At 54.4% G+C, this 23,791-nt stretch carries 19 protein-coding genes and 1 pseudogene; 9 read left to right on the forward strand and 11 right to left on the reverse strand.

The features are described 5' to 3' along the window. Nucleotides 1-2 precede the first annotated feature (2 nt). Together minD and minC are read right to left on the reverse strand one after the other, a co-directional pair. Nucleotides 3-815, reverse strand: a complete 813-nt coding sequence (gene minD, locus ACRCWW_RS16370; RefSeq protein WP_330983561.1) for a septum site-determining protein MinD — start codon at nt 813-815, stop codon at nt 3-5. A 23-nt stretch (nt 816-838) separates the two neighbouring features. Further along, nucleotides 839-1,537 carry a septum site-determining protein MinC gene (gene minC / locus ACRCWW_RS16375; protein WP_438683341.1) on the reverse strand — a complete coding sequence of 233 codons (699 nt, stop codon included), beginning with the start codon at nt 1,535-1,537 and terminating at the stop codon, nt 839-841. A gap of 126 nt (nt 1,538-1,663) precedes the next feature. Between minC and ACRCWW_RS16380 the strand changes: the two genes are divergently transcribed. The 3 genes from ACRCWW_RS16380 (at nt 1,664) to ACRCWW_RS16390 (ending at nt 3,156) form a co-directional block, all read left to right on the forward strand. Further along, a complete protein-coding gene (locus ACRCWW_RS16380; RefSeq protein ID WP_438683342.1) occupies nt 1,664-1,939 on the forward strand; it encodes a YcgL domain-containing protein in 276 nt (91 codons plus the stop codon). Nucleotides 1,940-1,958: 19 nt separating this feature from the next. Further along, nucleotides 1,959-2,618 carry a fumarylacetoacetate hydrolase family protein gene (locus ACRCWW_RS16385; RefSeq protein ID WP_438683343.1) on the forward strand — a complete coding sequence of 220 codons (660 nt, stop codon included), beginning with the start codon at nt 1,959-1,961 and terminating at the stop codon, nt 2,616-2,618. Nucleotides 2,619-2,712: 94 nt separating this feature from the next. Continuing rightward, a complete protein-coding gene (locus ACRCWW_RS16390; RefSeq protein WP_438683344.1) occupies nt 2,713-3,156 on the forward strand; it encodes a YcgN family cysteine cluster protein in 444 nt (147 codons plus the stop codon). A 64-nt stretch (nt 3,157-3,220) separates the two neighbouring features. Here ACRCWW_RS16390 and ACRCWW_RS16395 read toward each other — a convergent pair whose 3' ends face one another. From ACRCWW_RS16395 to nhaB, 3 genes are all read right to left on the reverse strand, one after another. Further along, on the reverse strand, nt 3,221-5,410 hold the full coding sequence (locus ACRCWW_RS16395) for a TonB-dependent siderophore receptor (protein ID WP_438683345.1): 2,190 nt from the start codon (nt 5,408-5,410) through the stop codon (nt 3,221-3,223). Nucleotides 5,411-5,623: 213 nt separating this feature from the next. Continuing rightward, the gene (gene dsbB / locus ACRCWW_RS16400; RefSeq protein WP_438683346.1) at nt 5,624-6,154 is read right to left on the reverse strand and encodes a disulfide bond formation protein DsbB; all 531 of its coding nucleotides are present in this window, start codon (nt 6,152-6,154) and stop codon (nt 5,624-5,626) included. 135 nt (nt 6,155-6,289) lie between these two features. Then, on the reverse strand, nt 6,290-7,846 hold the full coding sequence (nhaB, locus tag ACRCWW_RS16405) for a sodium/proton antiporter NhaB (protein WP_438683347.1): 1,557 nt from the start codon (nt 7,844-7,846) through the stop codon (nt 6,290-6,292). 214 nt (nt 7,847-8,060) lie between these two features. Here nhaB and fadR point away from each other — a divergent pair, with 214 nt between their 5' ends. Further along, the gene (gene fadR, locus ACRCWW_RS16410; protein ID WP_438683348.1) at nt 8,061-8,780 is read left to right on the forward strand and encodes a fatty acid metabolism transcriptional regulator FadR; all 720 of its coding nucleotides are present in this window, start codon (nt 8,061-8,063) and stop codon (nt 8,778-8,780) included. 105 nt (nt 8,781-8,885) lie between these two features. Here fadR and ACRCWW_RS16415 read toward each other — a convergent pair whose 3' ends face one another. Further along, on the reverse strand, nt 8,886-10,418 hold the full coding sequence (locus ACRCWW_RS16415) for a SpoVR family protein (protein WP_438683349.1): 1,533 nt from the start codon (nt 10,416-10,418) through the stop codon (nt 8,886-8,888). Between the two features lie 319 nt (nt 10,419-10,737). On the opposite strand from ACRCWW_RS16415, the gene ACRCWW_RS16420 reads away from it, so the two are divergent. Continuing rightward, nucleotides 10,738-12,036 carry a D-amino acid dehydrogenase gene (locus ACRCWW_RS16420; RefSeq protein WP_438683350.1) on the forward strand — a complete coding sequence of 433 codons (1,299 nt, stop codon included), beginning with the start codon at nt 10,738-10,740 and terminating at the stop codon, nt 12,034-12,036. A 9-nt stretch (nt 12,037-12,045) separates the two neighbouring features. After that, nucleotides 12,046-13,116 (forward strand): catabolic alanine racemase DadX, encoded by a 1,071-nt coding sequence (dadX, locus tag ACRCWW_RS16425; protein ID WP_438683351.1) that lies wholly within the window; start codon nt 12,046-12,048, stop codon nt 13,114-13,116. Between the two features lie 159 nt (nt 13,117-13,275). Here dadX and ACRCWW_RS16430 read toward each other — a convergent pair. Both ACRCWW_RS16430 and ldcA read right to left on the reverse strand, forming a co-directional pair. Next, nucleotides 13,276-14,943 (reverse strand): annotated as a pseudogene (locus tag ACRCWW_RS16430) (potassium/proton antiporter); the annotation flags it as partial. A gap of 98 nt (nt 14,944-15,041) precedes the next feature. After that, complete coding sequence (gene ldcA / locus ACRCWW_RS16435) at nt 15,042-15,953, reverse strand: muramoyltetrapeptide carboxypeptidase (protein WP_438683352.1); 912 nt, start codon at nt 15,951-15,953, stop codon at nt 15,042-15,044. Nucleotides 15,954-16,046: 93 nt separating this feature from the next. On the opposite strand from ldcA, the gene emtA reads away from it, so the two are divergent. Beyond that, nucleotides 16,047-16,667, forward strand: coding sequence for a membrane-bound lytic murein transglycosylase EmtA (emtA, locus tag ACRCWW_RS16440; RefSeq protein WP_404656782.1), 621 nt, complete (start codon nt 16,047-16,049; stop codon nt 16,665-16,667). Here emtA and ycgR read toward each other — a convergent pair. Continuing rightward, a complete protein-coding gene (ycgR, locus tag ACRCWW_RS16445; protein ID WP_438683353.1) occupies nt 16,664-17,395 on the reverse strand; it encodes a flagellar brake protein YcgR in 732 nt (243 codons plus the stop codon). The genes emtA and ycgR overlap by 4 nt on opposite strands. A 205-nt stretch (nt 17,396-17,600) precedes the next feature. Here ycgR and ACRCWW_RS16450 point away from each other — a divergent pair, with 205 nt between their 5' ends. Beyond that, the gene (locus ACRCWW_RS16450) at nt 17,601-17,852 is read left to right on the forward strand and encodes a GlsB/YeaQ/YmgE family stress response membrane protein (RefSeq protein ID WP_438683354.1); all 252 of its coding nucleotides are present in this window, start codon (nt 17,601-17,603) and stop codon (nt 17,850-17,852) included. A gap of 102 nt (nt 17,853-17,954) precedes the next feature. On the opposite strand, the gene ACRCWW_RS16455 is transcribed toward ACRCWW_RS16450, so the two are convergent. Both ACRCWW_RS16455 and ACRCWW_RS16460 read right to left on the reverse strand, forming a co-directional pair. Next, nucleotides 17,955-20,075: a TonB-dependent siderophore receptor gene (locus ACRCWW_RS16455; RefSeq protein ID WP_438683355.1), complete on the reverse strand. Its 2,121-nt coding sequence runs from the start codon at nt 20,073-20,075 to the stop codon at nt 17,955-17,957. 269 nt (nt 20,076-20,344) lie between these two features. Continuing rightward, complete coding sequence (locus ACRCWW_RS16460; protein WP_438683356.1) at nt 20,345-22,033, reverse strand: alpha,alpha-trehalase; 1,689 nt, start codon at nt 22,031-22,033, stop codon at nt 20,345-20,347. A 299-nt stretch (nt 22,034-22,332) separates the two neighbouring features. Between ACRCWW_RS16460 and ACRCWW_RS16465 the strand changes: the two genes are divergently transcribed. Then, the gene (locus ACRCWW_RS16465) at nt 22,333-23,727 is read left to right on the forward strand and encodes a glycoside-pentoside-hexuronide (GPH):cation symporter (protein WP_438683419.1); all 1,395 of its coding nucleotides are present in this window, start codon (nt 22,333-22,335) and stop codon (nt 23,725-23,727) included. Nucleotides 23,728-23,791: the final 64 nt, after the last annotated feature.

Here is a 23,791-nt window from a genome sequence, read left to right on the forward strand (position 1 = left end):
ACTTATCCTCCGAACAGGCGTTTGAGGAAACCTTTCTTCTCTTCTTCGATGAAGCGGAAAGGACGTTCTTCTCCCAGCAGACGATCTACCGTGTCGGCGTAGGCTTTGCCTGCGTCCGCTTCGGTATCCAGAATAACCGGCTCACCCTGGTTAGAGGCACGAAGGACTGACTGATCTTCCGGGATCACGCCAACCAGTTTAATGCGCAGAATTTCCAGCACATCTTCCATGCTCAGCATGTCGCCTTTGCTTACGCGTCCCGGGTTGTAACGGGTCAGCAGGAGATGTTCTTTAATCGGATCTTCGCCTTTTTCTGCACGACGGGATTTGGACGCCAGGATGCCGAGGATACGGTCGGAGTCACGCACAGAAGAGACTTCCGGGTTGGTGGTGATCACCGCTTCGTCGGCGAAATAGAGCGCCATCAGCGCACCGGTTTCGATACCGGCCGGGGAATCACAGACGATGAAGTCAAACTCCATCTTCTTCAGCTCTTCCAGCACTTTTTCAACGCCTTCGTAGGTCAGCGCGTCTTTATCGCGAGTCTGAGAAGCCGGGAGAATGTAGAGATTTTCGGTACGCTTATCTTTAATCAGCGCCTGATTCAGCGTCGCATCACCCTGAATGACGTTAACGAAGTCATACACGACGCGACGTTCGCAACCCATGATGAGATCCAGGTTACGCAGACCGATATCAAAATCGATAACGACAGTTTTCTTTCCCTTCTGGGCCAAACCAGTAGCGATGGCCGCGCTGGAGGTGGTCTTGCCGACGCCCCCTTTACCCGAAGTCACAACAATAATGCGTGCCATAGAAATTCCTTGTTAAAAAGGGATTAGTTTAACGGTTCAATTGTCAGAGCGGCGGCGTCCAGACGCAGACGGACCGCTTTGCCATAATAATCGGCCGGGATATTGTCACTCAGCCAGTAAACCCCTGCGATGGACATCAGTTCTGCCGCAAGGTGGGTACAAAATATTTGTGCTTCTTTGTCGCCACTGGCACCGGCCAGTGCGCGTCCCCGCATCATGCCATAGATGTGAATATTTCCGTCGGCGATCAGTTCTGCGCCTGCGCTGACGTGACTTGTCACAATCAGATCACAGTTTGGTGCATAAATGCGCTGACCGGAACGAACCGGCGTATCAATCAATCTCGTTTTTGTGACAGGGGTAACAATTGGTGCTGGCGCTGGGGCTTCAATCGGCGCTGCACGGGGGATTTTTTCTTTCCCTTCAGTCAGTAAGGGAATGCCCGCGCGGTCGATTTCTGCTTTTAATTCCGGATTTTTGCACCCGCTGACGCCCATGATCCGCAAACCGGTGGCGGTAATGGCCTGCTGAAGCGGTTGCCATTTCGTGACATCAACAAGGCTGCTGATATTCACCACAACAGGGGCGTGGCGCAGAAAAGCGGGAGCCTGAGCGATTTTGTCTTCTAACGCCTGACGAATAACCTCGGGTTTTGCCTCGTGCAAATGAACCACGGATAACGTGAAGCTACTGCCTTTAAGTTCGATGGGCGTATTTGACATCCTGGCCTTACTCAATTTTCAATTTATCGCCCGCACCACTGCGGCGATATTCCGAAGACTACAGGGCATGTTATAGTCACAAATATAGAGAGGCAAGTAACCGCAGTCTAAATCAGAGTAAAAGTAATGTTTTGTGTGATCTACAGAAGTCCTAAACGCGACCAGACCTACTTATATGTCGAAAAAAAAGACGATTTTTCCCGTGTGCCGGAAGAATTGATGGCGGGATTTGGTCAACCGCAGTTAGCCATGGTTTTGCCCCTGGACGGGCGTAAAAAATTGGTCAATGCCGATCTGGAAAAGGTCAAAACGGCCCTGACAGAACAGGGTTATTATCTGCAACTTCCGCCACCGCCGGAAAATTTACTTAAGCTTCATCTCCAGGCTAGCGGAAAACAATAACGCAACGACAGGAGCAGGCATGTATCAACATCATAACTGGCAGGGCGCGCTACTGGATTACCCGGTCAGTAAAGTGGTTTGTGTGGGCAGTAATTACGCGAAGCATATTCAGGAAATGGGCAGCGCCACGCCGGAAGAGCCGGTGCTGTTTATTAAGCCTGAAACGGCGCTGTGTGATATCCGTCAGCCGTTAGTGCTGCCGGAAGGTCTGGGCTCTGTGCATCACGAAGTCGAACTGGCGATTCTGATAGGCGGGACGTTACGCCAGGCGACAGAAGAGCACGTGATGAAGGCCATCGCCGGTTACGGTGTCGCGCTGGATCTCACCCTGCGTGATATTCAGGGCAAAATGAAGAAAGCCGGTCAGCCGTGGGAGAAAGCGAAAGGCTTCGATTACTCCTGCCCGATTTCGGGCTTTATTCCTGCGAGTGAGTTTAAAGGCGATCCGCAAAACACCCCGCTCGGGCTGAAAATTAACGGCGAAGTTCGCCAGCAGGGCAGCACGGCCGACATGATCCACAAGATTGTGCCGCTGATTGCCTACATGAGCCGCTTCTTCACCCTGAAAAGCGGCGATGTGATCCTGACCGGAACACCGGAAGGGGTCGGTCCGCTGAACAGCGGCGATGAACTTGAAGTGACATTTAACGGCAACTCGTTAACCACCCGAGTGCTGTAACGCTCCCTTGCCGCCCATCAGGGGCGGCAAAACTTGCATCCGCATGCCAGACTGGTTATAAGGTGCACCCTGGTTTTCAATGGCGGACATTCCTATGAGCAACATCCCTTTCTGGCAAAGCAAAACGCTGGAACAAATGACCGACGCAGAGTGGGAATCTTTGTGTGACGGCTGCGGCCAGTGCTGCCTGCACAAGCTGATGGATGAAGAGAGCGATGAAATCTATTTTACCAACGTCGCCTGCCGCCAGTTGAACATCAAGACCTGCCAGTGTCGGAACTATGAGCGTCGCTTTGAATATGAGCCGGACTGCATCAAGCTGACGCGCGATAACCTGCCGACGTTTGAATGGCTGCCGCAAACCTGCGCGTATCGCCTGCTGGCGGAAGGAAAACCTCTCCCAACCTGGCACCCTTTGCTGACGGGTTCAAAAGCGGCGATGCACGGAGAACGTATTTCTGTGCGCAACATTGCGGTGAAGGAATCGGATGTGGTGGACTGGGAAGATCACATCATGAATCACCCCGGGCGGGGCTAAGTCGCCCGCTCGCAGAAAATGCCACCCGCAGCCGCCGGTGGCATTTTTGTTTCAGGCGCAGAAATCAGAACAACACGGAGTAGTTCAGACCAAAGGTGCGTCCACGGCCTTTATAGGTATACAAGCCCGGAGCGCCATACGTTGGGCTGTAAAGACCCGGCGCGCGTTGGCCCCAGACCGTGGTGTAGTCTTCATCCAGCAGGTTTTCCACGCTAAAGCTGACTTTGCCCACGGGCAGGGTGTAGCTGCCGAGGAAATCCACCGTGTTATAGCCATCGATTTTGTTGCCGTCGGCGTCAGAGACGTCGAAGGTTTGCGTGCTTTGCAGACGTAAACCCCAGTCGCCCGGTGCCCAGTTCACCCACGCGCTGAGTTTAGACGGGCTGGCGCTGTCAACCGTCAGCTTCTGCCATTTGCCGTTTTCACGGGTTTCGGACTTAATGGCGTTGAAGTTCGACCCCAGGCTCCAGTCGCTTTCAGTAAAGAAATAATCGACCTGACCTTCGACACCGTAGATACGACGTTTGTCGTCCTCAAGGGTGATGGTCATATCCGTTTTATTGATGTTGATGGTTTTATCCGACAACGAATAATAAGCCGCAATCTGCGTGCGCAGGTTGTCACCCGTCAGACGCCAGCCAAGCTCATACGCATTGACCTTAATCCCGTCCAGGGTGGAGTCATTCACGTTGACGCTGTTGTTCAACTGATAATGGCCATTCACCAGGCTGTAGTTGCCCGAACCGTAGTACTTGGCGAGATCAGGAATTTCGAAACCTTGTGAGAAGTTAAACCAAAGCTGCTGGCGCTCAGTGAGATGCCCAAGGATACCGGCGTTAAAGAGGAAGTTGTTGTAGTCGGTTTTCCCGCCAGGCACAGCATCAGCCGACGTCGCTTTGCCCGTGGCAATGGCCTGCTGCTGCGCGTAGCCGACAAAATCATCAACTTTGTTTTCGGTGTACTGGTAGCGCACGCCGCCGGAAAGGGTGATGGCATCAATGTCATAGCTCGCCTGCAGGAATGGCCCCAGGTTGGTGATGCTGTAACCTGGATAACGGCCGACGTTATACGCATTGTCCAGCGTCATGCCGCCGCTGGCTGCCGCTGTGGATAAATCGAAGAATTGCTGGTTGGCGTTGAAGGATTCATGATCGACATCCACACCCCACGTCAGCATTAAATCATCAACCGGTTTGCTGTTGAGCGTGAGCTTGCCGCCGTAAAAATCCGTCTTCTGCTGCGAAGCGCCAATGCTGGTGACTTTCCCTTTGCTCAGGGTAGGGAAGGGGTAATAAGTCAGGCTTTCGTCGCGGTAATAAATCTGCGCCACCAGTTCCTGACCCCACACGTCGGTATTGGAGTACTGAAGGTTGATCAGATGGCGTTCGGTTCCCGGCAGACGGTCAGAATCGAGGTTGTCTTTGTTGTAGGCCTGAGCATCACCGGTCACTGCTGAAAAGTTGTCGCCCAGGAACAGGCCGTGTTTGCCGTCTGACTGACTTTTGAAATATTGCGTCGTGAGCTGAAGTTGCTGGTGGTCATCAATATTGATCGTACCGGTGCCCATCACATCCAGGCGGTCGGAATACTGCAAGCCGGTTTGGGTATTGTCGATGATGACTTCATCGCCGTTGCCGTCGTACCAGCCACCGTAACGCTGGTATGCGACTGACAAGCGACCGGAGGCATTGTCGTTGCCACCGCTGATGGCCGCAGCCACGTTCTCGTCATGATCGTTATGGCTGTTGAAACCGCTCTTAGCGCCAGTCTGGAATTCCACTTCTCTGTCGGGCTGGCCCTTTTTCGTCACGATGTTGATAAGCCCGCCGGTGCTGCCGCCACCGTACAGCGAAGTGGCTCCGGAAATGACTTCAATGTGTGCGATGTTAAACGGATCGATAGAATCAAGCTGGCGGCTGTCGCTGCGTGAGGAGTTCAGGCGCACGCCGTCAACCATCACCATCATTGAGCGTCCGCGCAGGTTCATGCCGTAGTTGGTGCGCCCCTGGCTGCTGACGTCCATGCCCGGGATTAACTGAGCCAGCACATCTTTCAGCTCTTTACCGCCCTGAACCTGCTGTTCAATTTCAGCCTGTTCAATAACCCAGGTGGTTTGTGCCATCTCGGCGACGGTGTGGTTGGCACGGCTGGCAGAGACGACCAGCGTATCGTCTTTGTTATCTTCCGCCATGGCTGAGGCGGAAAGCATGGCAAGCAGGCAAGGGTTTAACACCCAAAGGCAGGAGCGCTTCATCGTTATGGATCCCCAAAGGTATGACAAGGTGTGTTTAAATATTGATAATAATTATCGTTATGATATTCATTATTGATAACTTAACAACCCGTTTTGTCATATCTGGTTTCATTATCTCCATGATTTACCCACACTTTGTGGCAGTATTGGTTTGATGAAGGCATAAAAAAACGCGCCCGGAGGCGCGTTTCGATGGGACAGACTGGCTTTTATTTAGCGTCCGAACAGGTCACGTTTCTTTGGCTTGAAAGGCTGAGCAATCAGCACCAGCAACGCAACAATCAGGAATGCTGCAAAGATACCAACCAGCCATTGCGGCATTTCAAGACTCAGAAATTCCCACTGGCGTACGGAGCAGTCACCGCTGGCCACGAATACCTGAGGCAGCCATTTATCCAAAGGCAGCCATGTCGGGAAGCGGGCAGCAAAGTCGCAGGTCTGGAACGGAGAAGGGTGAAGCTGAATCATGGTGTGTTCCCATGCCAGCTGGAGCCCGCGAATTGCGCTGTAAATCCAGATTGCAATGGCGGCTAAACGTAACGGCGATTTTGGCGTAATGGCACCCACAATACCTGCACCCATCACACCGAACAGCGCGCAACGCTCGTAGATGCAAAGAACACAAGGTTTCAGCAGCATCACGTGCTGGAACCACAGCGCCACCATCTCCAGCGCAAAAGCGGTCAACGCTAATAACAACCATGCTCCGCGACCGCGTGAGCACTGGTTTAAAAATCGCAACATAATCATTTCCCTGGAACGTGCTAAGACACCGCAGTGTAAACGAAAACATTTACCGCGCCACTATGCCGACCGAAATTATTGCGTAAAAGGGTGTGAAACGCCCGGGAAAATGCCTGGGCGTCAATCAGAACAGGCTTAATGTAGCGGTAGCGGGGTGCTGCTGATTAAGCCTTTAGCCGTCAGCCATTCGGTGTAAGGGATGAGTGTCAGCTCCACACACAGTAACCCGACCAGCGTCAGAACGAGGGTATAAGGCAATGCCATCCACACCATTCTGCCGTAGGAAAGGCGAATGAGTGGCGCCAGCGCTGACGTGAGCAGGAACAGGAATGCGGCCTGACCGTTCGGCGTCGCAACCGAAGGCAGGTTGGTTCCGGTATTAATGGCAACGGCCAACATCTCGAACTGCGGCAGGGTAATTGCACCCTGTTCGAGCGCGGTTTTGGCTTCATTGATGTAAACCGTCCCCACAAACACGTTATCGGAAATGGATGAGAGTAACCCGTTGAACAAATAGAACAGCGACAGCTGAGCGTGCGGGGAGGCTTGCAGCACAAACTCGATAATCGGGGCAAACAGGCGCTGATCGATAATGACCGCGACCACTGCGAAAAACACCGTCAGCAGAGCGGTAAAAGGCAACGCTTCGGTGAAGGCCTTACCAATAGCATGTTCATCCGTCACTCCGGTCAGAGACGTCGCCAAAATGATCACCGTCAGGCCAATTAAGCCGACTTCTGCAAGATGCAGCGCAAGCGCCACCACCAACCAGACGCCGATAATGCCCTGAACAACCAGCTTCAGTGTTTCCTGGCGCGTACGCTGTTCACGGCTGCGGGTATCATAATCTTTCAGAACCTCACGGACGCTCTCCGGCAACTGCTCGCCATAGCCAAACCACCTGAATTTCTCGACCAGCAGGCAGGTGAGCAAGCCACAGACGAAGACGGGCAGGGAAACAGGCAGCATACGCAGGAAGAACTCACCAAAATGCCAGCCCGCCGTTTTGGCAATGATCAGATTCTGAGGTTCGCCCACCATGGTCATCACGCCGCCAAGTGCGGTACCGACACCCGCGTGCATCATCAGACTGCGCAAGAAACCCCGGAATTGCTCCAGAACCTCGCGATTGTGGATCTCAATATGGCTGTCATCGAGCATGTCATTGTCGTTAGGCCGAGAGGAGGCGACACGATGATAAATGCCATAGAAGCCCACGGCGACGCTGATAATCACCGCCACAACGGTCAAAGCATCAAGGAAAGCGGACAAAAACGCGGCGGCGAGACAAAAAGCGAGCGAAAGCACCTGTTTGCTGCGAATGGATAACAGCAGGCGCGTGAAGATGAACAGCAGAAGCTGCTTCATGAAATAGATGCCCGCGACCATAAACACCAGCAGCAGGAGGACTTCGAGATTCCCGGCAATTTCTTCGCGCACGTGTTCGGCGGTGGTCATGCCAATCGCTACGCCTTCAATCGCCAGCAGGCCGCCAGGCAGTAGGGGATAGCATTTCAGGGCCATCGCGAGCGTAAAGATAAACTCTGCCACCAGTAGCCACCCGGCTACAAACGGCTCGATAAAGAAGACAATCGGGTTGATGACCAGGAAGATGAGAAGCGTTAGCTTGTACCAGTCAGGTGACTGACCCAGAAAATTGCGCCACAGCGCACGAGAGGTTGATATTTCCACGACAGAGTTCCGATCCCGTCAAAAGAATTCAGTTTCCTGAAAGAGAGGAGGAAGTATCGTGCCTGAGCGCGCGGGGATCAAGCGAAGCGGGTGTTACAATTTTGAGAAAATGAAACGGCGATCCCGTTTAATTGCAGCACTGTGCTATCTGCCCCCTCCCGGCTCTGGTATGATGAGTGCCATATTTGCAACGCTGTGTAATGGAAATCTCACTATGGTCATTAAGGCGCAGAGCCCGGCGGGTTTCGCGGAAGAGTACATCATTGAAAGTATCTGGAATAACCGCTTCCCCCCTGGAACCATCCTGCCAGCAGAGCGTGAACTTTCTGAACTGATCGGCGTAACACGCACAACGTTACGCGAAGTGTTGCAACGACTGGCCCGTGACGGCTGGTTGACCATTCAGCATGGCAAACCGACGAAGGTCAATAATTTCTGGGAAACGTCAGGCTTAAACATTCTCGAAACGTTGGCTCGTCTGGATCACGATCGCGTCCCACAGCTGATTGATAACTTGCTCTCTGTGCGCACCAACATCGCGACCATCTTTATTCGTACCGCTTTCCGCCAGCATCCTGAAGATGCTCTGGCCGTGCTGGCGACGGCGCGTGAAGTGGAAGATCATGCCGATGCGTTCGCTGAACTCGATTACAGCATTTTCCGCGGCCTGGCGTTTGCTTCCGGTAACCCGATTTACGGTCTGATCCTGAACGGCATGAAAGGCCTGTATACCCGCATCGGTCGTCACTATTTTGCCAGCCCTGAAGCACGCAGCCTGGCGCTGGGCTTCTACCATCAGCTGGCAAAAGTGTGCGAGCAAGGTCTGCACGATCAGGTCTATGAAACCGTGCGTCGCTATGGTCATGAGTCCGGGCTTATCTGGCACAAAATGCAGAAGACGATGCCGGGCGATTTGGCTCTTCACGGGCGTTAATCATACGAAAATGCCCGGTGGCGGCTTCGCCTTACCGGGCCTGGAAGCTGATGGCTCTGATTTTGCAGGCCGGGCAAGCGCATGCGCCGCCCGGCTTTTTAATGTCTAAAGCAAATTCTGCCTCGGCGGGCAACGTTCCAGCAATTCCACGCTGCCATCGGCATTCTGCTGCTCAAGCAACACGTCAAATCCCCACAGACGGTGCACATGTTTCAACACTTCCCGACGCCCCATATCCAGCGGTGCGCGGTTATGAGGCACGTAGCGCAACGTCAGCGAACGATCTCCGCGTAAATCCACATTCCAGACCTGAATATTCGGCTCCAGGTTACTCAGGTTGTACTGGGAGGAGAGGCGATTACGAATTTCACGGTAGCCTTCCTCGTTGTGGATCGCCGAAATTTCGAGGTAGTTGTTGTGATCGTCATCAAGCACGGTGAACAGGCGGAAATCTCGCATCACTTTTGGTGACAGGAACTGGCTGATAAAGCTTTCATCTTTGAAATCCCGCATCGCGAAATGCAGCGTTTCGAGCCAGTCGGAGCCCGCAATATCCGGGAACCAGTACTTATCTTCTTCGGTAGGCGACTGACAAATTCGCTTGATGTCCTGGAACATCGCAAAGCCCAGCGCGTAAGGGTTAATACCGCTATACCAGGGGCTGTTGTACGGAGGCTGGAACACCACGTTAGTATGGCTGTGCAGGAACTCCAGCATAAAGCGCTCGGTCACTTTCCCTTCGTCATACAGGTGATTCAGAATGGTGTAGTGCCAGAACGTCGCCCAGCCTTCGTTCATCACCTGAGTCTGCTTCTGCGGATAGAAATACTGGCTTACCTTGCGCACGATACGCAGGATCTCACGCTGCCAGGACTCCAGCAGCGGCGCGTTTTTCTCCATAAAATAGAGAATGTTTTCCTGCGGTTCGGAAGGATAACGCCGCGCTTCGGCGACAATTTTCTCTTCCTCTTTCTTCGGCAGCGTACGCCACAGGGTATTCACCTGGCTTTGCAGATACTCTTCCCGGCTTTTCTGCCGGGCTTTCTCCTCCTGCAAGGAGATTTTCTGCGGACGTTTATAGCGGTCAACGCCGTAGTTCATCAGCGCATGACAGGAGTCGAGCAGCTTCTCGACCTCATCCACGCCATAGCGCTCTTCGCACTCGGTAATGTATTTGCGGGCGAAAATCAGGTAATCGACAATCGAGCTGGCGTCAGTCCAGCTGCGGAACAGGTAGTTATTCTTGAAGAAAGAGTTATGCCCGTAGCAGGCGTGCGCCATCACCAGTGCCTGCATGGTCATGGTGTTCTCTTCCATCAAATAGGCGATACACGGGTTGGAGTTAATGACGATTTCATAGGCCAGCCCCTGCTGCCCATGCTTATACAGCCGCTCGGTTTCGATGAACTTCTTGCCGAACGACCAGTGGGTATAGTTGATGGGCATCCCGACGCTGGAGTAGGCATCCATCATCTGTTCGGAGGTAATGACTTCGATTTGGTGAGGATAGGTGTCAAGACGGTACAGTTTCGCCACCCGATCGATTTCCGCCAGATAGGTATCCAGCAGCTCGAAGGTCCAGTCGGGTCCATCGCTCAGACGTGTGGTGTCCTTATTCATGGAGTCAATCGTAGCCATTAGCGCGCCCTCGTTGTTGATGGCCCTCTCTGTCTGGAGAGCCTCATATCAAGAATAGAACACTCAAAACGTAATGCGCGATCGGCAAAATATTTTCTTCGCGATTTCCCTGCGTCAACGGCGATGTATTGGCTTATTTGCAGGATTTTGTGCTGACGAATTCCGGGCGGGAGCAAAAGATCGCAAATCCTTGCATACCTTTATCGCGCGGCCGGTTGTGAGGTAAGTCACCATAAATAAAGCGTATGTTGAATAATATTTTCAACTGGGTTATCAATTTGTAATCAGAAGATTGTTCTTTTACGAATCTGGAGTCGCTATGCGAATCGTCATCCTGGGAAGTGGGGTTGTGGGCGTGGCCAGCGCCTGGTATTTGCGCCAGGCCGGGCATGAAGTCACGGTGATCGACAGGGAACCGGGCCCAGCGCTGGAAACCAGTGCGGCGAATGCCGGGCAGATCTCACCGGGCTATGCCGCACCCTGGGCTGCACCGGGTGTGCCACTGAAAGCCATCAAATGGATGTTCCAGCGCCACGCACCGCTGGCAATCAGCCTGGACGGCACCCAGTTCCAGTTAAAATGGATGTGGCAGATGCTTCGCAACTGCGACACCCGCCACTACATGGAAAACAAAGGTCGCATGGTCCGCCTGGCGGAATACAGCCGCGACTGCCTGAAAGCCCTGCGTGATACCACGGGCATCGAATACGAAGGTCGTCAGGGCGGCACCCTGCAGCTGTTCCGTACGGAACAACAGTATGAGAACGCCACTCGCGACATCGCCGTATTACAGGATGCTGGCGTCCCTTATCAGCTGCTTGAAGCCAGCCGCCTGGCGGAAGTTGAACCCGCGCTGGCAGAGGTTGCGCACAAGCTCACGGGCGGCCTGCGTCTGCCAAACGATGAAACCGGCGACTGTCAGCTGTTCACGCAGCGCCTGGCGAAAATGGCGGAAGAAGCAGGGGTGACGTTTCGCTTTACTACGCCAGTGGATCGTCTACTGTCTGAGGGCGACCAGATCTACGGCGTGAAATGCGGCGATGAAATTATCAAAGCGGATGCTTATGTGATGGCGTTCGGCTCTTATTCCACCGCGATGCTCAAAGGTATTCTCGATATTCCTGTCTACCCGCTGAAAGGGTACTCGCTGACCATTCCGGTGAAAGAAGACAATGGCGCGCCGGTTTCAACTATCCTTGATGAAACTTACAAGATTGCGATCACGCGTTTCGATAATCGTATCCGCGTGGGCGGGATGGCAGAAATTGTCGGCTTTAACACCGAGCTGTTACAGCCACGTCGAGAAACGCTGGAGATGGTGGTGCGCGATCTGTTCCCGCGCGGTGGTCACGTTGAGCAGGCCACGTTCTGGACAGGTTTGCGCCCGATGACACCAGATGGCACGCCGGTTGTGGGCCGCACGCCATTTAAGAATCTCTGGACGAACACCGGGCATGGCACGCTCGGCTGGACCATGGCTTGTGGCTCCGGAAAGCTGTTGAGTGACCTGATCTCAGGCCGCACGCCTGCCATTCCTTACGATGATTTGAGCGCCGCCCGCTATCAATCTGGCTTTACGCCGTCGCGCCCACAGCATTTGCACGGCGCACACAACTAAGGAGCAGTTATGTCTCGTCCTGTTCTCGCCAGCCTTGATTTACAGGCGCTACGGCAGAACCTCTCCGTTGTTCGCCGCGCGGCACCGGATTCTCGCGTCTGGTCAGTGGTGAAGGCCAATGCCTACGGTCACGGTCTGGAACGTATCTGGGGAGCATTGAACGATACCGATGGCTTCGCGTTGCTCAATCTGGAAGAGGCCATCCTGCTGCGTGAGCGCGGCTGGAAAGGCCCGATCCTGATGCTGGAAGGCTTTTTCCACGCCGAAGATTTACCGCTCTATGACCAGTACCGGCTGACCACGACAGTACACAGCAACTGGCAGCTCAAAGCGCTGCAAAATGCACGCCTGCAGGCACCGCTGGATGTCTACGTGAAGGTGAACAGCGGCATGAACCGCCTGGGGTTCACGCCGGACAAAATTCATACCGTCTGGCAACAGCTGCGTGGGATGAGTAACGTCAGCGACATGACGCTGATGTCGCATTTTGCCGACGCGGAAAATCCGGACGGTATTGTTGAGGCAATGGCGCAGATTGAGCAGGCGGCGGAGGGGCTCAACTGCTCACGCTCGCTGTCGAACTCCGCCGCCACGCTCTGGCATCCTGAAGCGCATTTCGACTGGGTTCGTCCGGGGATTGTGCTCTACGGCGCATCTCCGTCCGGAAAATGGCAGGATATCGCCAACAGCGGACTGAAACCGGTGATGACGCTCAGCAGTGAAATTATCGGCGTGCAAAATCTGAAACCGGGGGACACCGTCGGCTATGGTCGCTGCTACACCGCAACGCAGGAGCAGCGCATCGGGATTGTCGCCTGCGGGTATGCTGATGGTTATCCGCGTATTGCACCAGACGGCACGCCGGTGCTGGTGGACGGCATCCGCACAGGAACCGTAGGACGCGTCTCAATGGATATGCTGGCGGTGGATTTAACACCCTGTCCGCAAGCAGGCATCGGCACGCCGGTGGAGCTGTGGGGGAAAGAGATTAAAATCGATGATGTGGCAAACTGCTGCGGCACGGTAGGGTATGAGCTGATGTGCGCTTTGGCACCGAGAGTGCCTGTTATTGCAGGGTAGCCAGAAAAATTGCCCGGCGGCGCTGGCGCTTGCACGGGCCTGCATACGAGGTAGGCCGGGTAAGGCGAAGCCGCCCCCGGCAACTCACAAGAGCTAAACAGCTTCCTCTTCCGCGACGCGAACGCCGACCTTCAGCACTTCATTGTCTTCTTTCTCTGCCACTGTCCACACCATGCCAGCAAACTCAACCTGGTCGCCGACAACCGGGGCGGCCCCGAGCATGTGTTGCACGATGTCGCCCAGCGACTGTTGGTTATCACGGAATTCTTCCCCGCCATCAAGACCATATATCAGCGCCACGTCAGCAAATTTGGCACTGGCTTCCAGAATAAAGTCACCGAAGAAGCGCTGGTCCAGCGCCACTGGCGGCGACTGGCTGAACAGCTTGCCGAGCAGAGGTAAATCGCGCTCACGACCGATAACGCACAGCACATCGCCTTCCTGTAACCGCGTGCTGCCCGTTGGATGCAGCAGAACGTTATCGCGGAATAGCGCGGCGATGCGAGTATCTCGCGGCATGTGCAGGTCGCGCAGGGCAGCGCCCACGCACCATTTGTCGGCGCTCAGCTGGTATACGAACTGTTCCCACGGGTTTTCCGGGTGAATGTCCAGCCCCACGCGCGAAACCGGCCAGCCCACGGGCGGAACGACAACTTTGGCTTTTTTCGCCGCCCACGACAGCGACGTGCCCTGTAGCAGCAGGGAAATCAGCACCACGAAGAAGGCGACGTTAAAGAACAGGCGCGCGTTCTCAAGCCCGGCCATCATCGGGAAAACGGCGAGGATGATGGGCACAGCGCCACGTAATCCAACCCAACTGATAAACACGCGCTCGCGCAGATTAAAGCCACGGAAAGGCAGCAGGCCGATAAACACCGAAAGCGGACGAGCGAAGAAGATCATCCCTGCCGAAAGCAACAGCGCCGGAATGGCAATCGGCAACAGGTCAGAAGGCGTGACCAGCAGGCCGAGCACAAGGAACATGCCGATCTGCGCCAGCCACGCCAGGCCATCGAAGTTTTGCAAAATCGCGTAACGGTTACGAATAGGGCGGTTGCCCAGCAGAAAACCGCACAAATAGACCGCCAGGATCCCGCTGCCATCGAGCGTTGTCGTGACGCCGAAAATCATGATCCCACCGCTCAGCGCCAGCAGAGGGTATAGCCCCGCAGGCAGCGAAATGCGGTTGATCATCTGCAACAGCAGGTAGCCGCCGCCGAGGCCAATCAGGATACCCAGACCAAATTGCTGAATGATATGCACGGCAAACATCCAGTTCAGCCCGGCCTGATGCTGCTGGATCATCTCAATCAGGGTGATGGTCAGAAATACCGCCATCGGATCGTTACTGCCGGATTCAATTTCAAGCGTGGAGCCGACACGTTCGTTCAGCCCTTTGCCGCCAAGCAGTGAAAATACCGCTGCGGCATCGGTCGACCCGACAATTGCGCCAATCAGAAGCCCCTCAATCAAATTCAGCTTGAACAGCCAGGCGGCCATCATGCCGGTCAACCCGGAGGTGATCAGCACGCCAACGGTCGCCAGTGACAGCGCGGGCCCAAGCGCTACGCGAAACGAACTTGCCTGGGTACGCATCCCGCCATCCAGCAGGATAACCGCCAGCGCGAGGTTGCTTATCATGTAGGCGAAAGGGTAGTTATCAAACGGAATGCCGCCAATGCCGTCAATACCGGCGAGCATGCCTATGGCGAGGAAAATGACCAGAATCGGGATGCCGAGTCGGGAGGAGAATGAGCTCAATAAAATGCTAAGGGTGACCAGCACCGAACCCAAAATAAACAGACTGATTATTGCTCCAGCATCCAACGTTCACGTACTCCCGGCTATCGCGCGATTTGAAGAGCTAAAACGTTACCATATTCGTACGCGAAACGATGGATTTATCAGAGGTATGAATGGTTTTTTTATTCTGCGATAACCGGATGTCCGCTCAGGGAGAGCGTGGTGGTGACACTGTTATGCACTAAACGGCCTTTTGCACCCAACGGCAGCGTAACGGTGCGCTGCTCATGGCCAAAATCCAGCCCGCCGATCACCGGGATAGCCAGTCGCGATTGAAGATAGTCGACCATCACGGGAATATCGTAGCCGTCGTCATAATCATTCGGCTCCGCGCCGCTAAAGCTGCCCAGAACAATGGCGTTCTGGCGCGAAAGAATGCCGGCATGGAAAAGCTGCAACAGCATGCGTTCAACGCGGAACGGATGTTCGTTGATGTCTTCGACCACCAGAATGCCGTTTTCGATCGTGGGCATCCACGGCGTACCGATAAGCGACACCAACAACGCCAGGTTTCCGCCCCAGACGGTGCCTTCAGTTACGCAGTCTGGCCCGTTTCCTTGCCATTCGACAGTGAACTCAGGATTGCGCAGGGCGCGCCAGAAGTGATCGACGGTGAACTCGTTAAGCGTTTCTGCGCCGAAATTTCCGGCAAGCATTGGGCCGCTGAAAGTGACCACGCCTTCGCAAAGTAAAGCCATCTGAATGGCGGTGAAATCGCTGTGACCGCAAATCAGCAAAGGATCTTGCTGTTGGCGAGCGGCAAGCGCAGGCCAGTCAATCTTATCGAGTAAGCGACTGACCCCGTAACCGCCCCGCACGGGCATCACTATGGTGTTGTTTCCGGCAAGGGCTGCCAGGGCGTTGATATCCTCTGCTCGCTCGGCCTCTGTGCCGGCAAATCGCTGCTGGCGACGGGTGACAACCTGCTGATTCAGCACCTGATGACCTTGCGCTTCAAGACGCTGAATACCGAGAGCCGCGGCCTTCTGGTTAATGCAATAGCCCGATGGCGCGATCAGATGAAACAGATTCATGGCAATTCCTTGCAGAGAATGAAACGGTTATCATGCCGCCTGAATAACGCGTTGTCATTATGCGCGGCACATTTCCATCAGAAGGATAGATGCGTGAAATTAAGATGGTTTGCCATTCTGGCTGTTCTGCTTGCGGGCTGTAGCTCAAAACCGAAATACGATTATACCCAACCTCCTTACAACCCCACGGTGCCTGTTCAACGGGCAATGCAATGGATGCCAATCAGCCAAAAAGCCGGTGCGGCCTGGGGGCTTGATCCGAAATTCATCACCGCCATTATCGCCGTGGAATCTGGCGGTAATCCGAATGTCATCAGTAAATCCGGTGCGGTTGGTCTGATGCAGCTCAAACCGTCTACGGCCGGGCGCGAAGTTTATCGCTACATGGGCTGGAGCGGGGATCCTTCTGTCAGCGATTTAAAGAACCCTGAGCGTAATATTTCGATGGGATCGGCTTACTTCAGCATTCTTGAACACGGCGTGCTGGCGGGCATTAAAGATCCGGAAGTAATGCAATATGCGTTAGTGACGTCTTACGTGAACGGCGCTGGGGCATTGCTGAGAACTTTCTCCTCCGATCGTAAGAAAGCGATTTCCGAGATTAACGGTATGGACAAAGAGGAGTTCTTCGAGCACATCGTGAGGAACCATCCGTCGCCGCAGGCCCCTCGCTATATCTGGAAAGTGCAAAAGGCCATGGACGCGATCGATTAACGGACTTTATTGGCGCGTTCTCGCGCTTCACGCTCCAGGGAGAAAATAATGCGCTGGAGCGTGCGCTCGATGGCGGGGTTGACGTTAAGAAAGCGGAAACTCAGGCGCGGCGTGCTGATAGTCTCATTTTTGCTGTCCACCACCTTCCGTTCGCTCAGCGAAATCAGCTGAGCATCAAAATGAAATTTTCCCCACTCGCCCATATCCAGCTCCAGCTGCGGGATCATCAGACCATCTTTCAGCAGCGCAGGCGGCGCTTCATCCATTAACGCCCCCATGCCGCCGAGTGATAAATCACACAGTCGGAAACGAATTTCGCTTTTATCCGGCAGCTTCGCTTTGCAGTAATAAACCGGGTGAAGCGGGGCGGCAATACGGAAAAATTCCCGGCGCTGAACAAACCACAGTGAAGGCGGCACCGGCATGGTGAACGCCGGTAGATCGAGAAACTGGCCGCTGTTGACCTTTGGCACTGTGAATTCGACTTTTGCTCCCTGAGTCTCGGCGGACAGGGTGATGTTTTCTGCACGGACGACGGCCCGGTTTTCATATTCCTGACTGCCGTAGTCAATGATCAGCGCCTGCGAAGAGATATCGAGAATGCGGCTGATGAACTGGTTCGTGCCCCACGACACACGCAACGGAATACGGTCGCGATGGAGATCGCGCAACACGTTCAACACTGCCAGCGGACTTTGCTTAAGGAATTGCTCATTGTAATGACTCACGCCTGATAGCTCCTGGATGACAGACCATTGGTAAACTATCGGCAGCGCGTTTGAGAACTTAATACAAACAGAATAAAAAAATTCCGCGATAAATAGTTGAAGAGTTCACCCGCGTTTTAGGAATGTTTACCTATACTTAAGGGAACCGGAGCGCACAATACACACGTTTTTTCTATGGCTATTGTTTATTTGGAGGATGGTTAAAATGGGTATCATTGCCTGGATTGTGTTTGGACTGATTGCCGGTGTGATTGCGAAACTGATTATGCCGGGTCGTGACGGCGGCGGCTTCATCCTTACCTGTATTTTAGGGATTGTGGGTGCGGTAGTCGGTGGCTGGCTGGCAACCATGTTTGGTATGGGCAGTGTTTCAGGATTCAATTTGCACAGCTTCCTGGTCGCGGTGGTCGGTGCGATTGTCGTGCTGGTCGTGTTCAGATTGTTGCGTCGAAACTAAGTCGATATTTTTGTTGAGAAGGGCAGCCTGCGGGCTGCCCTTTTTTATCCTGTTGTAGGCCAGTGCAAACGAAGTGCCGCCCGGCAAGTGTCAGCATTGCGATTAAAAATCATACCCGACCGTCGCAATCACCGAGCGTTCCGCGCCCCAGTAGCAGTTGTTGGTGCCATAACAGCCTGAAAGGTATTCACGATCCGTCAGGTTGTTGGCGTTAACCTGCAGCCACGCGCCTTTCAGGGCTGAAGTCCATGCCCCTAAATCCGCACGCACCATGGCGTCAACCAGGGTGACAGAAGGCAGGCGTTCAGTGTTGGCATCATCTGCCCACTGCTTGCCGATATAACGGACGCCGGCGCCAGCGCTGATGCCGAAATCAAACTGATAATGCGCCCACAGTGAAGCCATCTGATCCGGAGTCAGCTGCGGCGTATTGTCGTCGGTGCCATCTTTGGTATCGGCAAAACGCAGGCGGTTCCAGCTGTAACCCGCAATCGTGCTCAGGCGCGGAGTGATCTGATTGCGCGCTTCGAGTTCAACGCCTTGTGAATGGACTTTTCCGGCTGGCAGGAACGTGGCCGTGCCGATGTTGGTATCACGGGTCGCCACGTCTTTTTGGGTCAAATCATACAGCGCGAAGCTGTACATATCGCTGGTGCCGGGTGGCTGGAACTTAAGCCCTGCTTCATATTGTTCGGCCGTAGTCGGTTTCAGCAGGTTGCCGTCCGGGCCGACCAGCATCGCTGGCGTGATCGCCTGGCTGTAGCTCAGGTAGGGCGACAGGCCATTTTCGAAGGCATACAGCAATGAGCCGCGAGTGCTGATGTGATCGTCTGAACGGCGCGTGGAAGTGCCAAAGGTGTCACTCACCTGCTGCGAAACGATACGGTCATAGCGCGCAGACAAATCCGCATGCCAGCGATTCCAGACCATTTCATCCTGCAAATATACGCCTGCCTGATAATAGCGACGGTTATTGTCATCGCTGTAGGTCACGGTATGCCCGGTCTGCGGGGTGTAATAAGTCCATGGATCAAGAGGAGAAGCTGTACCCGCGCCGGTCCATAAATCGTTACGGAAGCGATGGTACTCGCCACCCAGCACGACGGTGTGCGCCACTTCGCCAGTCGTAAAATCAGCCTTAATACGGTTATCCGTAGACCAGCCATCAAGGGAGCCCTTCGAGCCGCTATAGCCACGGGCCAGCATGTCGCTGTCATCAATCCAGCCCACCTGATAAACCTGATTCAGGTTCACATCCGAATGGGTATAGCTGCCGCTTGAGTGAACAGACCAGATGTCGTTGAACTGGTGATCGAACTCATAGCTGTAAATCTGCTCGCGGCGCTGATAGCCATCGCCCGCGTCACCTTCGTTGGTGTGATTGCTGAGCTTGCGCCCGTTGTGCTCATAGCGGGTACCGTCGAGCGGCAAAGAACCGTGATAGCCGCCGGAAGGATCTTTTTGCAGATAAGCGCGAAGCAGCAGGCTGGTGTCTGAATCCGGCTGCCAGAGCAGGGAAGGGGAAATGGCGTACCGCTCTTCGCGGGTATTGTCGAACTGCGTATCGGTATTGCGGGTAATGCCAATAATGCGGTAAGCCCACTGGTCGTTAATGGCATCCGTGTAATCAAAGGCCGCGCCTTTAGTGTTCTGCGTGCCGCCAAACGCCTGAATATGTCCTTCAGATTTAAACTGAGGGCGTTTTGAGGTGAGATTGACCAGACCGCCCGGCACGCTCTGGCCGTAAAGCGCGGAGGACGGGCCCTTAATCACATCGATTCGGTCGATAAACCACGGGTCGATTTGCAGCACGTTGTGGCTGCCGCCGTCGCTCATCAGGCGCATTCCGTCGAGGAAAATATTATCGACGTCGCCGCCGTGGAAGCCGCGCAGGGAAATCGCGTCAAACCTTGTCGCCGCGCCGCCAAAGGTGCTGTAAACGCCAGGTGTGTAGCTCAGCGCCTGGCTGACGTTGGTGGCTCCCTGATCTTCCATCTGCTGGCGGGTGACCACCGAAACAGACTGTGCCGTAGTGATCAACGGCTGATCGGTTTTGGTCGCGCCGGTGGAGGTTTTTGCCGTATAGCCCTGGGTTGGCGCAGTGGCAGAATCCGCAGGCTGCGCGGTCACCACCACGGTTTCTTCGGCGAAGGTGGCGCAGGGGAAAGCCAGCGCGAGGGCGCACAGCGCCGACGAGCGTTTAAGAAGCAGAACAGTATTCATCGCATAATCCTGAAAAACATGGCCTGGCACTCCTGTGCGCCACCATGTCAAAGCGTGCGAAAATGTCAGTTTTCGTTAAAAATAATGCGAATTATTATCGTTTACGTGGGTTGAATCAAGCGAAGAAGGGTGTAGAAGGAGGCGGCTACCAATATTGGTAGCGGGGGAGGTGTGCCGAACAAAGAATTGCCCGGCGGCGGTAAGCTTGCCGGGCCTACAAACCGGAGCTGTAGGTCCGGCAAGCCAGCGCCGCCGGGCAGTGAGCAATGTTACTGCGTTTTCACCGTCGCTGGTGCAGCCGCGGGCCGCGTTTTCGGCACGTCGTCGCAGGGCTTCTCTTTCGGGCAGATCAGATCCAGCATTTTCAGCGTCACGCCGTTACTCCAGCCGAAGCCGTCCTGTAACGGATATTCGCCGCCGCCTCCGCCCGTGCCGGTTGACGTAATGTCATACTTCTCGACCAGCTTTTTCTCACGATCGTAGGTGTGCTGCACGTTGGTCAGGAACCGCCAGCTGACTTCCATGGCGATGTCGTCCTTACCGTAGTTTTGCAGCCCTTCGGTGGCCACCCATTGCAGCGGGGCCCAGCCGTTTGGCGAATCCCACTGCTGACCGCTGTTGACCGTCGTGGTCGCAATACCGCCAGCTTTCAGCAGGCGAGATTCCGTTGCCGCCGCCATTCGTGACGCCCGATCGTTGGAAGCCGCATTAACATAAAGCGGGAACAGGGCAGCGGCCGTCAGCTGATTGCGCACTTTGTGGGATTTCAGGTCGTAATCGGCGTACCAGCCTTCTTTATCGTTCCACAAATAGTGTTCCATCGCTTTCTGGCGTGTGCTCGCCATTGCGTCGTAGCCTGATGACTTCCCGTCATCGCCTGCCGCTTTACTGGCGCGAGCGATGATTTTTTCCATCTTGTACATCAAAGCATTGAGGTCGACCGGCACGATGCTGGTAGTGCGGATAGTGCTGAGCTTCTGTGGATCATCCATCCAGCGCGAGCTGAAATCCCAGCCGGAAGCGGCAGCGGAACGCAGGTCGCGGTAAATCTCTGTCGCCGGGCGATTAGGGTTACTTTTGGCGGTATTCACATCATCCAGCCAGGATTCCGGGCGCGGTGTGTCTTTGTCATCCCAGTAGCGGTTTAGCACCGTGCCATCGGCGAGTTTCACCACGCGCTTATTCGCTTGCCCTGCCTGGAGAGCATCTTGCCCGTCCATCCAGTAAGCGTGCTCTTTCTCCATTTGCGGAAGGTATTTCTTCAGCGCCGCATCGCCATCATGGGTGGCGAGCAGTTCGACCATCAGCGAGAAGAACGGGGGCTGAGAGCGGCTCAGGTAATAGCTGCGGTTGCCGTTGGGAATGTGGCCCCAGGTGTCAATTTCATAAGCGAAGTTATCCACCATATCTTCGATTTTGTCCCAGTGCCCGCTCTCGGCAAGCCCCAGCATGGTGAAGTAGCTGTCCCAATAATAGACTTCGCGAAAACGCCCGCCCGGCACCACGTACGGCCTGGGCAACGGCAGCAGGGAATCCCATTTGGCGGCGGTATCCGTGGTGCGCGTCAACACCGGCCACAGACCATCAATATGTGCTCGCAGGCTCTCGCCTTCCGGTGGAACATATTTATCTTTCTCTTCCGGCAGCGTGAAATTCACGTCAACGAAATGGCGAAGATCAAAGCTGCGCTGGTTTCGCTGCATGCGGTAATCCGCAAGGATCATCAGCGGGTCGCCTTTGGGGATCGCATCAGCAAAGGTTTTCTGATCCGGGAACAGTTTAGCGCTCTGCACATCATTAAAGAGTGGCCCGAGCAGCACGTCCGGGGACTGCGGCGGTGCGGAAGGCGCATCGTCGGCCTGCGCGGAGGCAAGAGTCAGTGAGAGAAGCATGCCGCCAAGGGCGAGTTGCAAAGCAGCGTAAAGGGGAGAGGTGCGGCGCAAAACGGGTTTTCTCATCGGTTATTCTCCTTGTAAGAAGCGCTAATTCCGCAGCTTCAACCATAGACGAATATCCACTGGCGCGCGTGTCGCGGTTAACGTTTTACACTTTTCCAGACAAATTACCGGGACATTCGCCTGTGACCGGGAAAACAAAAAATAGAGCCAGATTCAGCCTCAAACCCTTACAGATCACATAAAGCAAAAAACATAAGAAATTAGCAAAAAAACATAATGGATCTGTTTTCCACGCCTGTGCGAAGAATAACGCCTCAAACTGGAACCGGTTGCAGTTCACTATCCTTAAAGGGGAAAATATCGTGGCTGGAGAAAAATTATCTGTCAGAGAAAAAGTCGGCTATAGCCTGGGTGATGCCGCAAGTCATATTGTATTTGATTCCTCAGTCGCTATTCTTGCCTGGTATTATACCGACATTTATGGCCTGCCTCCGGCGGTGATGGGCACCATGTTTTTACTGGTTCGAATATTAGATGCCATTACTGACCCTATTATGGGCGCGATTGCAGATGCGACCGCAACACGCTGGGGCCGCTTCCGTCCCTGGCTGATTGCCATCTGCATACCGTTCGCCGTCAGCTGTGTGCTGGTCTATTCCATCCCGAGTTTTTCAGACAGTGGCAAAGTGGTATACGCCGTCGCGGCATATATATTTATGACCCTGATGTACACCGCTATTAATATTCCTTATTGTTCATTGGGTGCGGCATTAACCACGGATCCACAGGAAAGTTTGTCATTGCAATCCTGGCGTTTTGCCATTACGCCAATTGGTGGTGCATTAGGCACCGCATTTATTTTACCGCTGGCTGATTTGTTGTTTCCGGGGGACCGGGCGACGGGTGTTCAGGCCGCAATGGCGATATTTGGGGTGATGGGTTGCCTGATGTTTATCGTCTGCTTCTTTACCACCAAAGAACGCGTACAGCCAATTAAAGAAGAAAACCTCAATATTGCGCGGGATATTAAAATTCTGTTCCGCAACGATCAGTGGCGCATATTGTCCATCTACAACTTTACGATGCTGGTGGCGGTGGTTATCCGTGGCGGCGCGGTGGTCTATTACGTCAACAGCGTGCTGAGCAAAGGCGCGGATATTATCAGCTGGTTTATGCTCGGCGGGATGTTTGCCTCGATGTTCGGTTCGGTGCTGGCGAAACCGTTCGGTACGCGTTTTTGTAAGGTCAAACTGTCGTTCTGGATAAACATGATTAACGCCGCCCTCGGTGCGGTGTGTTTCCTGCTCCCCATTCAGTACTGGGTGATCCCGCTGTTTGCTCACATGCTGATTCAGCTGGTGCAGGGCGGAAACGCCGCCATCCAGTGGTCGATGATCACCGACGCTAACAACTATGGCGAATGGAAAACGCAGCGCCGCATTACCGGCATGAACGTCGCCGCCAACATCTTTGTGATTAAGTTAGGCGTGGCGGTCGGCGGGGCGATTCTGGGCTGGGTGCTGGCGTTTTATGGCTATGCTTCCAGCAGCAGCGTGCAGTCGGCTGAAGCCATCGGCGGTATCGTGCTGCTGTTCTCCATCATTCCTTCAGTGTTCTATGTGCTGACGGCCATCGCTATTCGCTTCTATGGCCTGAACGAAGCCCGAATGAACACGATCGTGGGCGACCTTAACCGTGGGGAATATGCCAGCGCCGCGCCAGAGCTGGGCGGCCCGGTGACGGCTGAGAAGTAACCTCCTGCCTCTTCCTGCGTCAGAGATAGCACTCTGGCGCAGGCCTTTCTTTATTTCCGTTGGC

Source organism: Scandinavium sp. (genome assembly GCF_051650185.1).
In the GTDB taxonomy this organism is placed as follows: domain Bacteria; phylum Pseudomonadota; class Gammaproteobacteria; order Enterobacterales; family Enterobacteriaceae; genus Scandinavium.

Coding starts and splice junctions, on each gene's coding strand:
- dadX (WP_438683351.1), top strand. CDS start 12,046: ATGTCTCGTCCTGTTCTCGCCAGCCTTGATTTACAGGCGCTACGGCAG.
- fadR (WP_438683348.1), top strand. CDS start 8,061: ATGGTCATTAAGGCGCAGAGCCCGGCGGGTTTCGCGGAAGAGTACATC.
- ACRCWW_RS16420 (WP_438683350.1), top strand. CDS start 10,738: ATGCGAATCGTCATCCTGGGAAGTGGGGTTGTGGGCGTGGCCAGCGCC.
- ACRCWW_RS16460 (WP_438683356.1), bottom strand. CDS start 22,033: ATGAGAAAACCCGTTTTGCGCCGCACCTCTCCCCTTTACGCTGCTTTG.
- dsbB (WP_438683346.1), bottom strand. CDS start 6,154: ATGTTGCGATTTTTAAACCAGTGCTCACGCGGTCGCGGAGCATGGTTG.
- ACRCWW_RS16415 (WP_438683349.1), bottom strand. CDS start 10,418: ATGGCTACGATTGACTCCATGAATAAGGACACCACACGTCTGAGCGAT.
- minC (WP_438683341.1), bottom strand. CDS start 1,537: ATGTCAAATACGCCCATCGAACTTAAAGGCAGTAGCTTCACGTTATCC.
- ACRCWW_RS16385 (WP_438683343.1), top strand. CDS start 1,959: ATGTATCAACATCATAACTGGCAGGGCGCGCTACTGGATTACCCGGTC.
- ACRCWW_RS16390 (WP_438683344.1), top strand. CDS start 2,713: ATGAGCAACATCCCTTTCTGGCAAAGCAAAACGCTGGAACAAATGACC.
- ACRCWW_RS16455 (WP_438683355.1), bottom strand. CDS start 20,075: ATGAATACTGTTCTGCTTCTTAAACGCTCGTCGGCGCTGTGCGCCCTC.
- ACRCWW_RS16380 (WP_438683342.1), top strand. CDS start 1,664: ATGTTTTGTGTGATCTACAGAAGTCCTAAACGCGACCAGACCTACTTA.
- minD (WP_330983561.1), bottom strand. CDS start 815: ATGGCACGCATTATTGTTGTGACTTCGGGTAAAGGGGGCGTCGGCAAG.
- ACRCWW_RS16450 (WP_438683354.1), top strand. CDS start 17,601: ATGGGTATCATTGCCTGGATTGTGTTTGGACTGATTGCCGGTGTGATT.
- ACRCWW_RS16395 (WP_438683345.1), bottom strand. CDS start 5,410: ATGAAGCGCTCCTGCCTTTGGGTGTTAAACCCTTGCCTGCTTGCCATG.
- ldcA (WP_438683352.1), bottom strand. CDS start 15,953: ATGAATCTGTTTCATCTGATCGCGCCATCGGGCTATTGCATTAACCAG.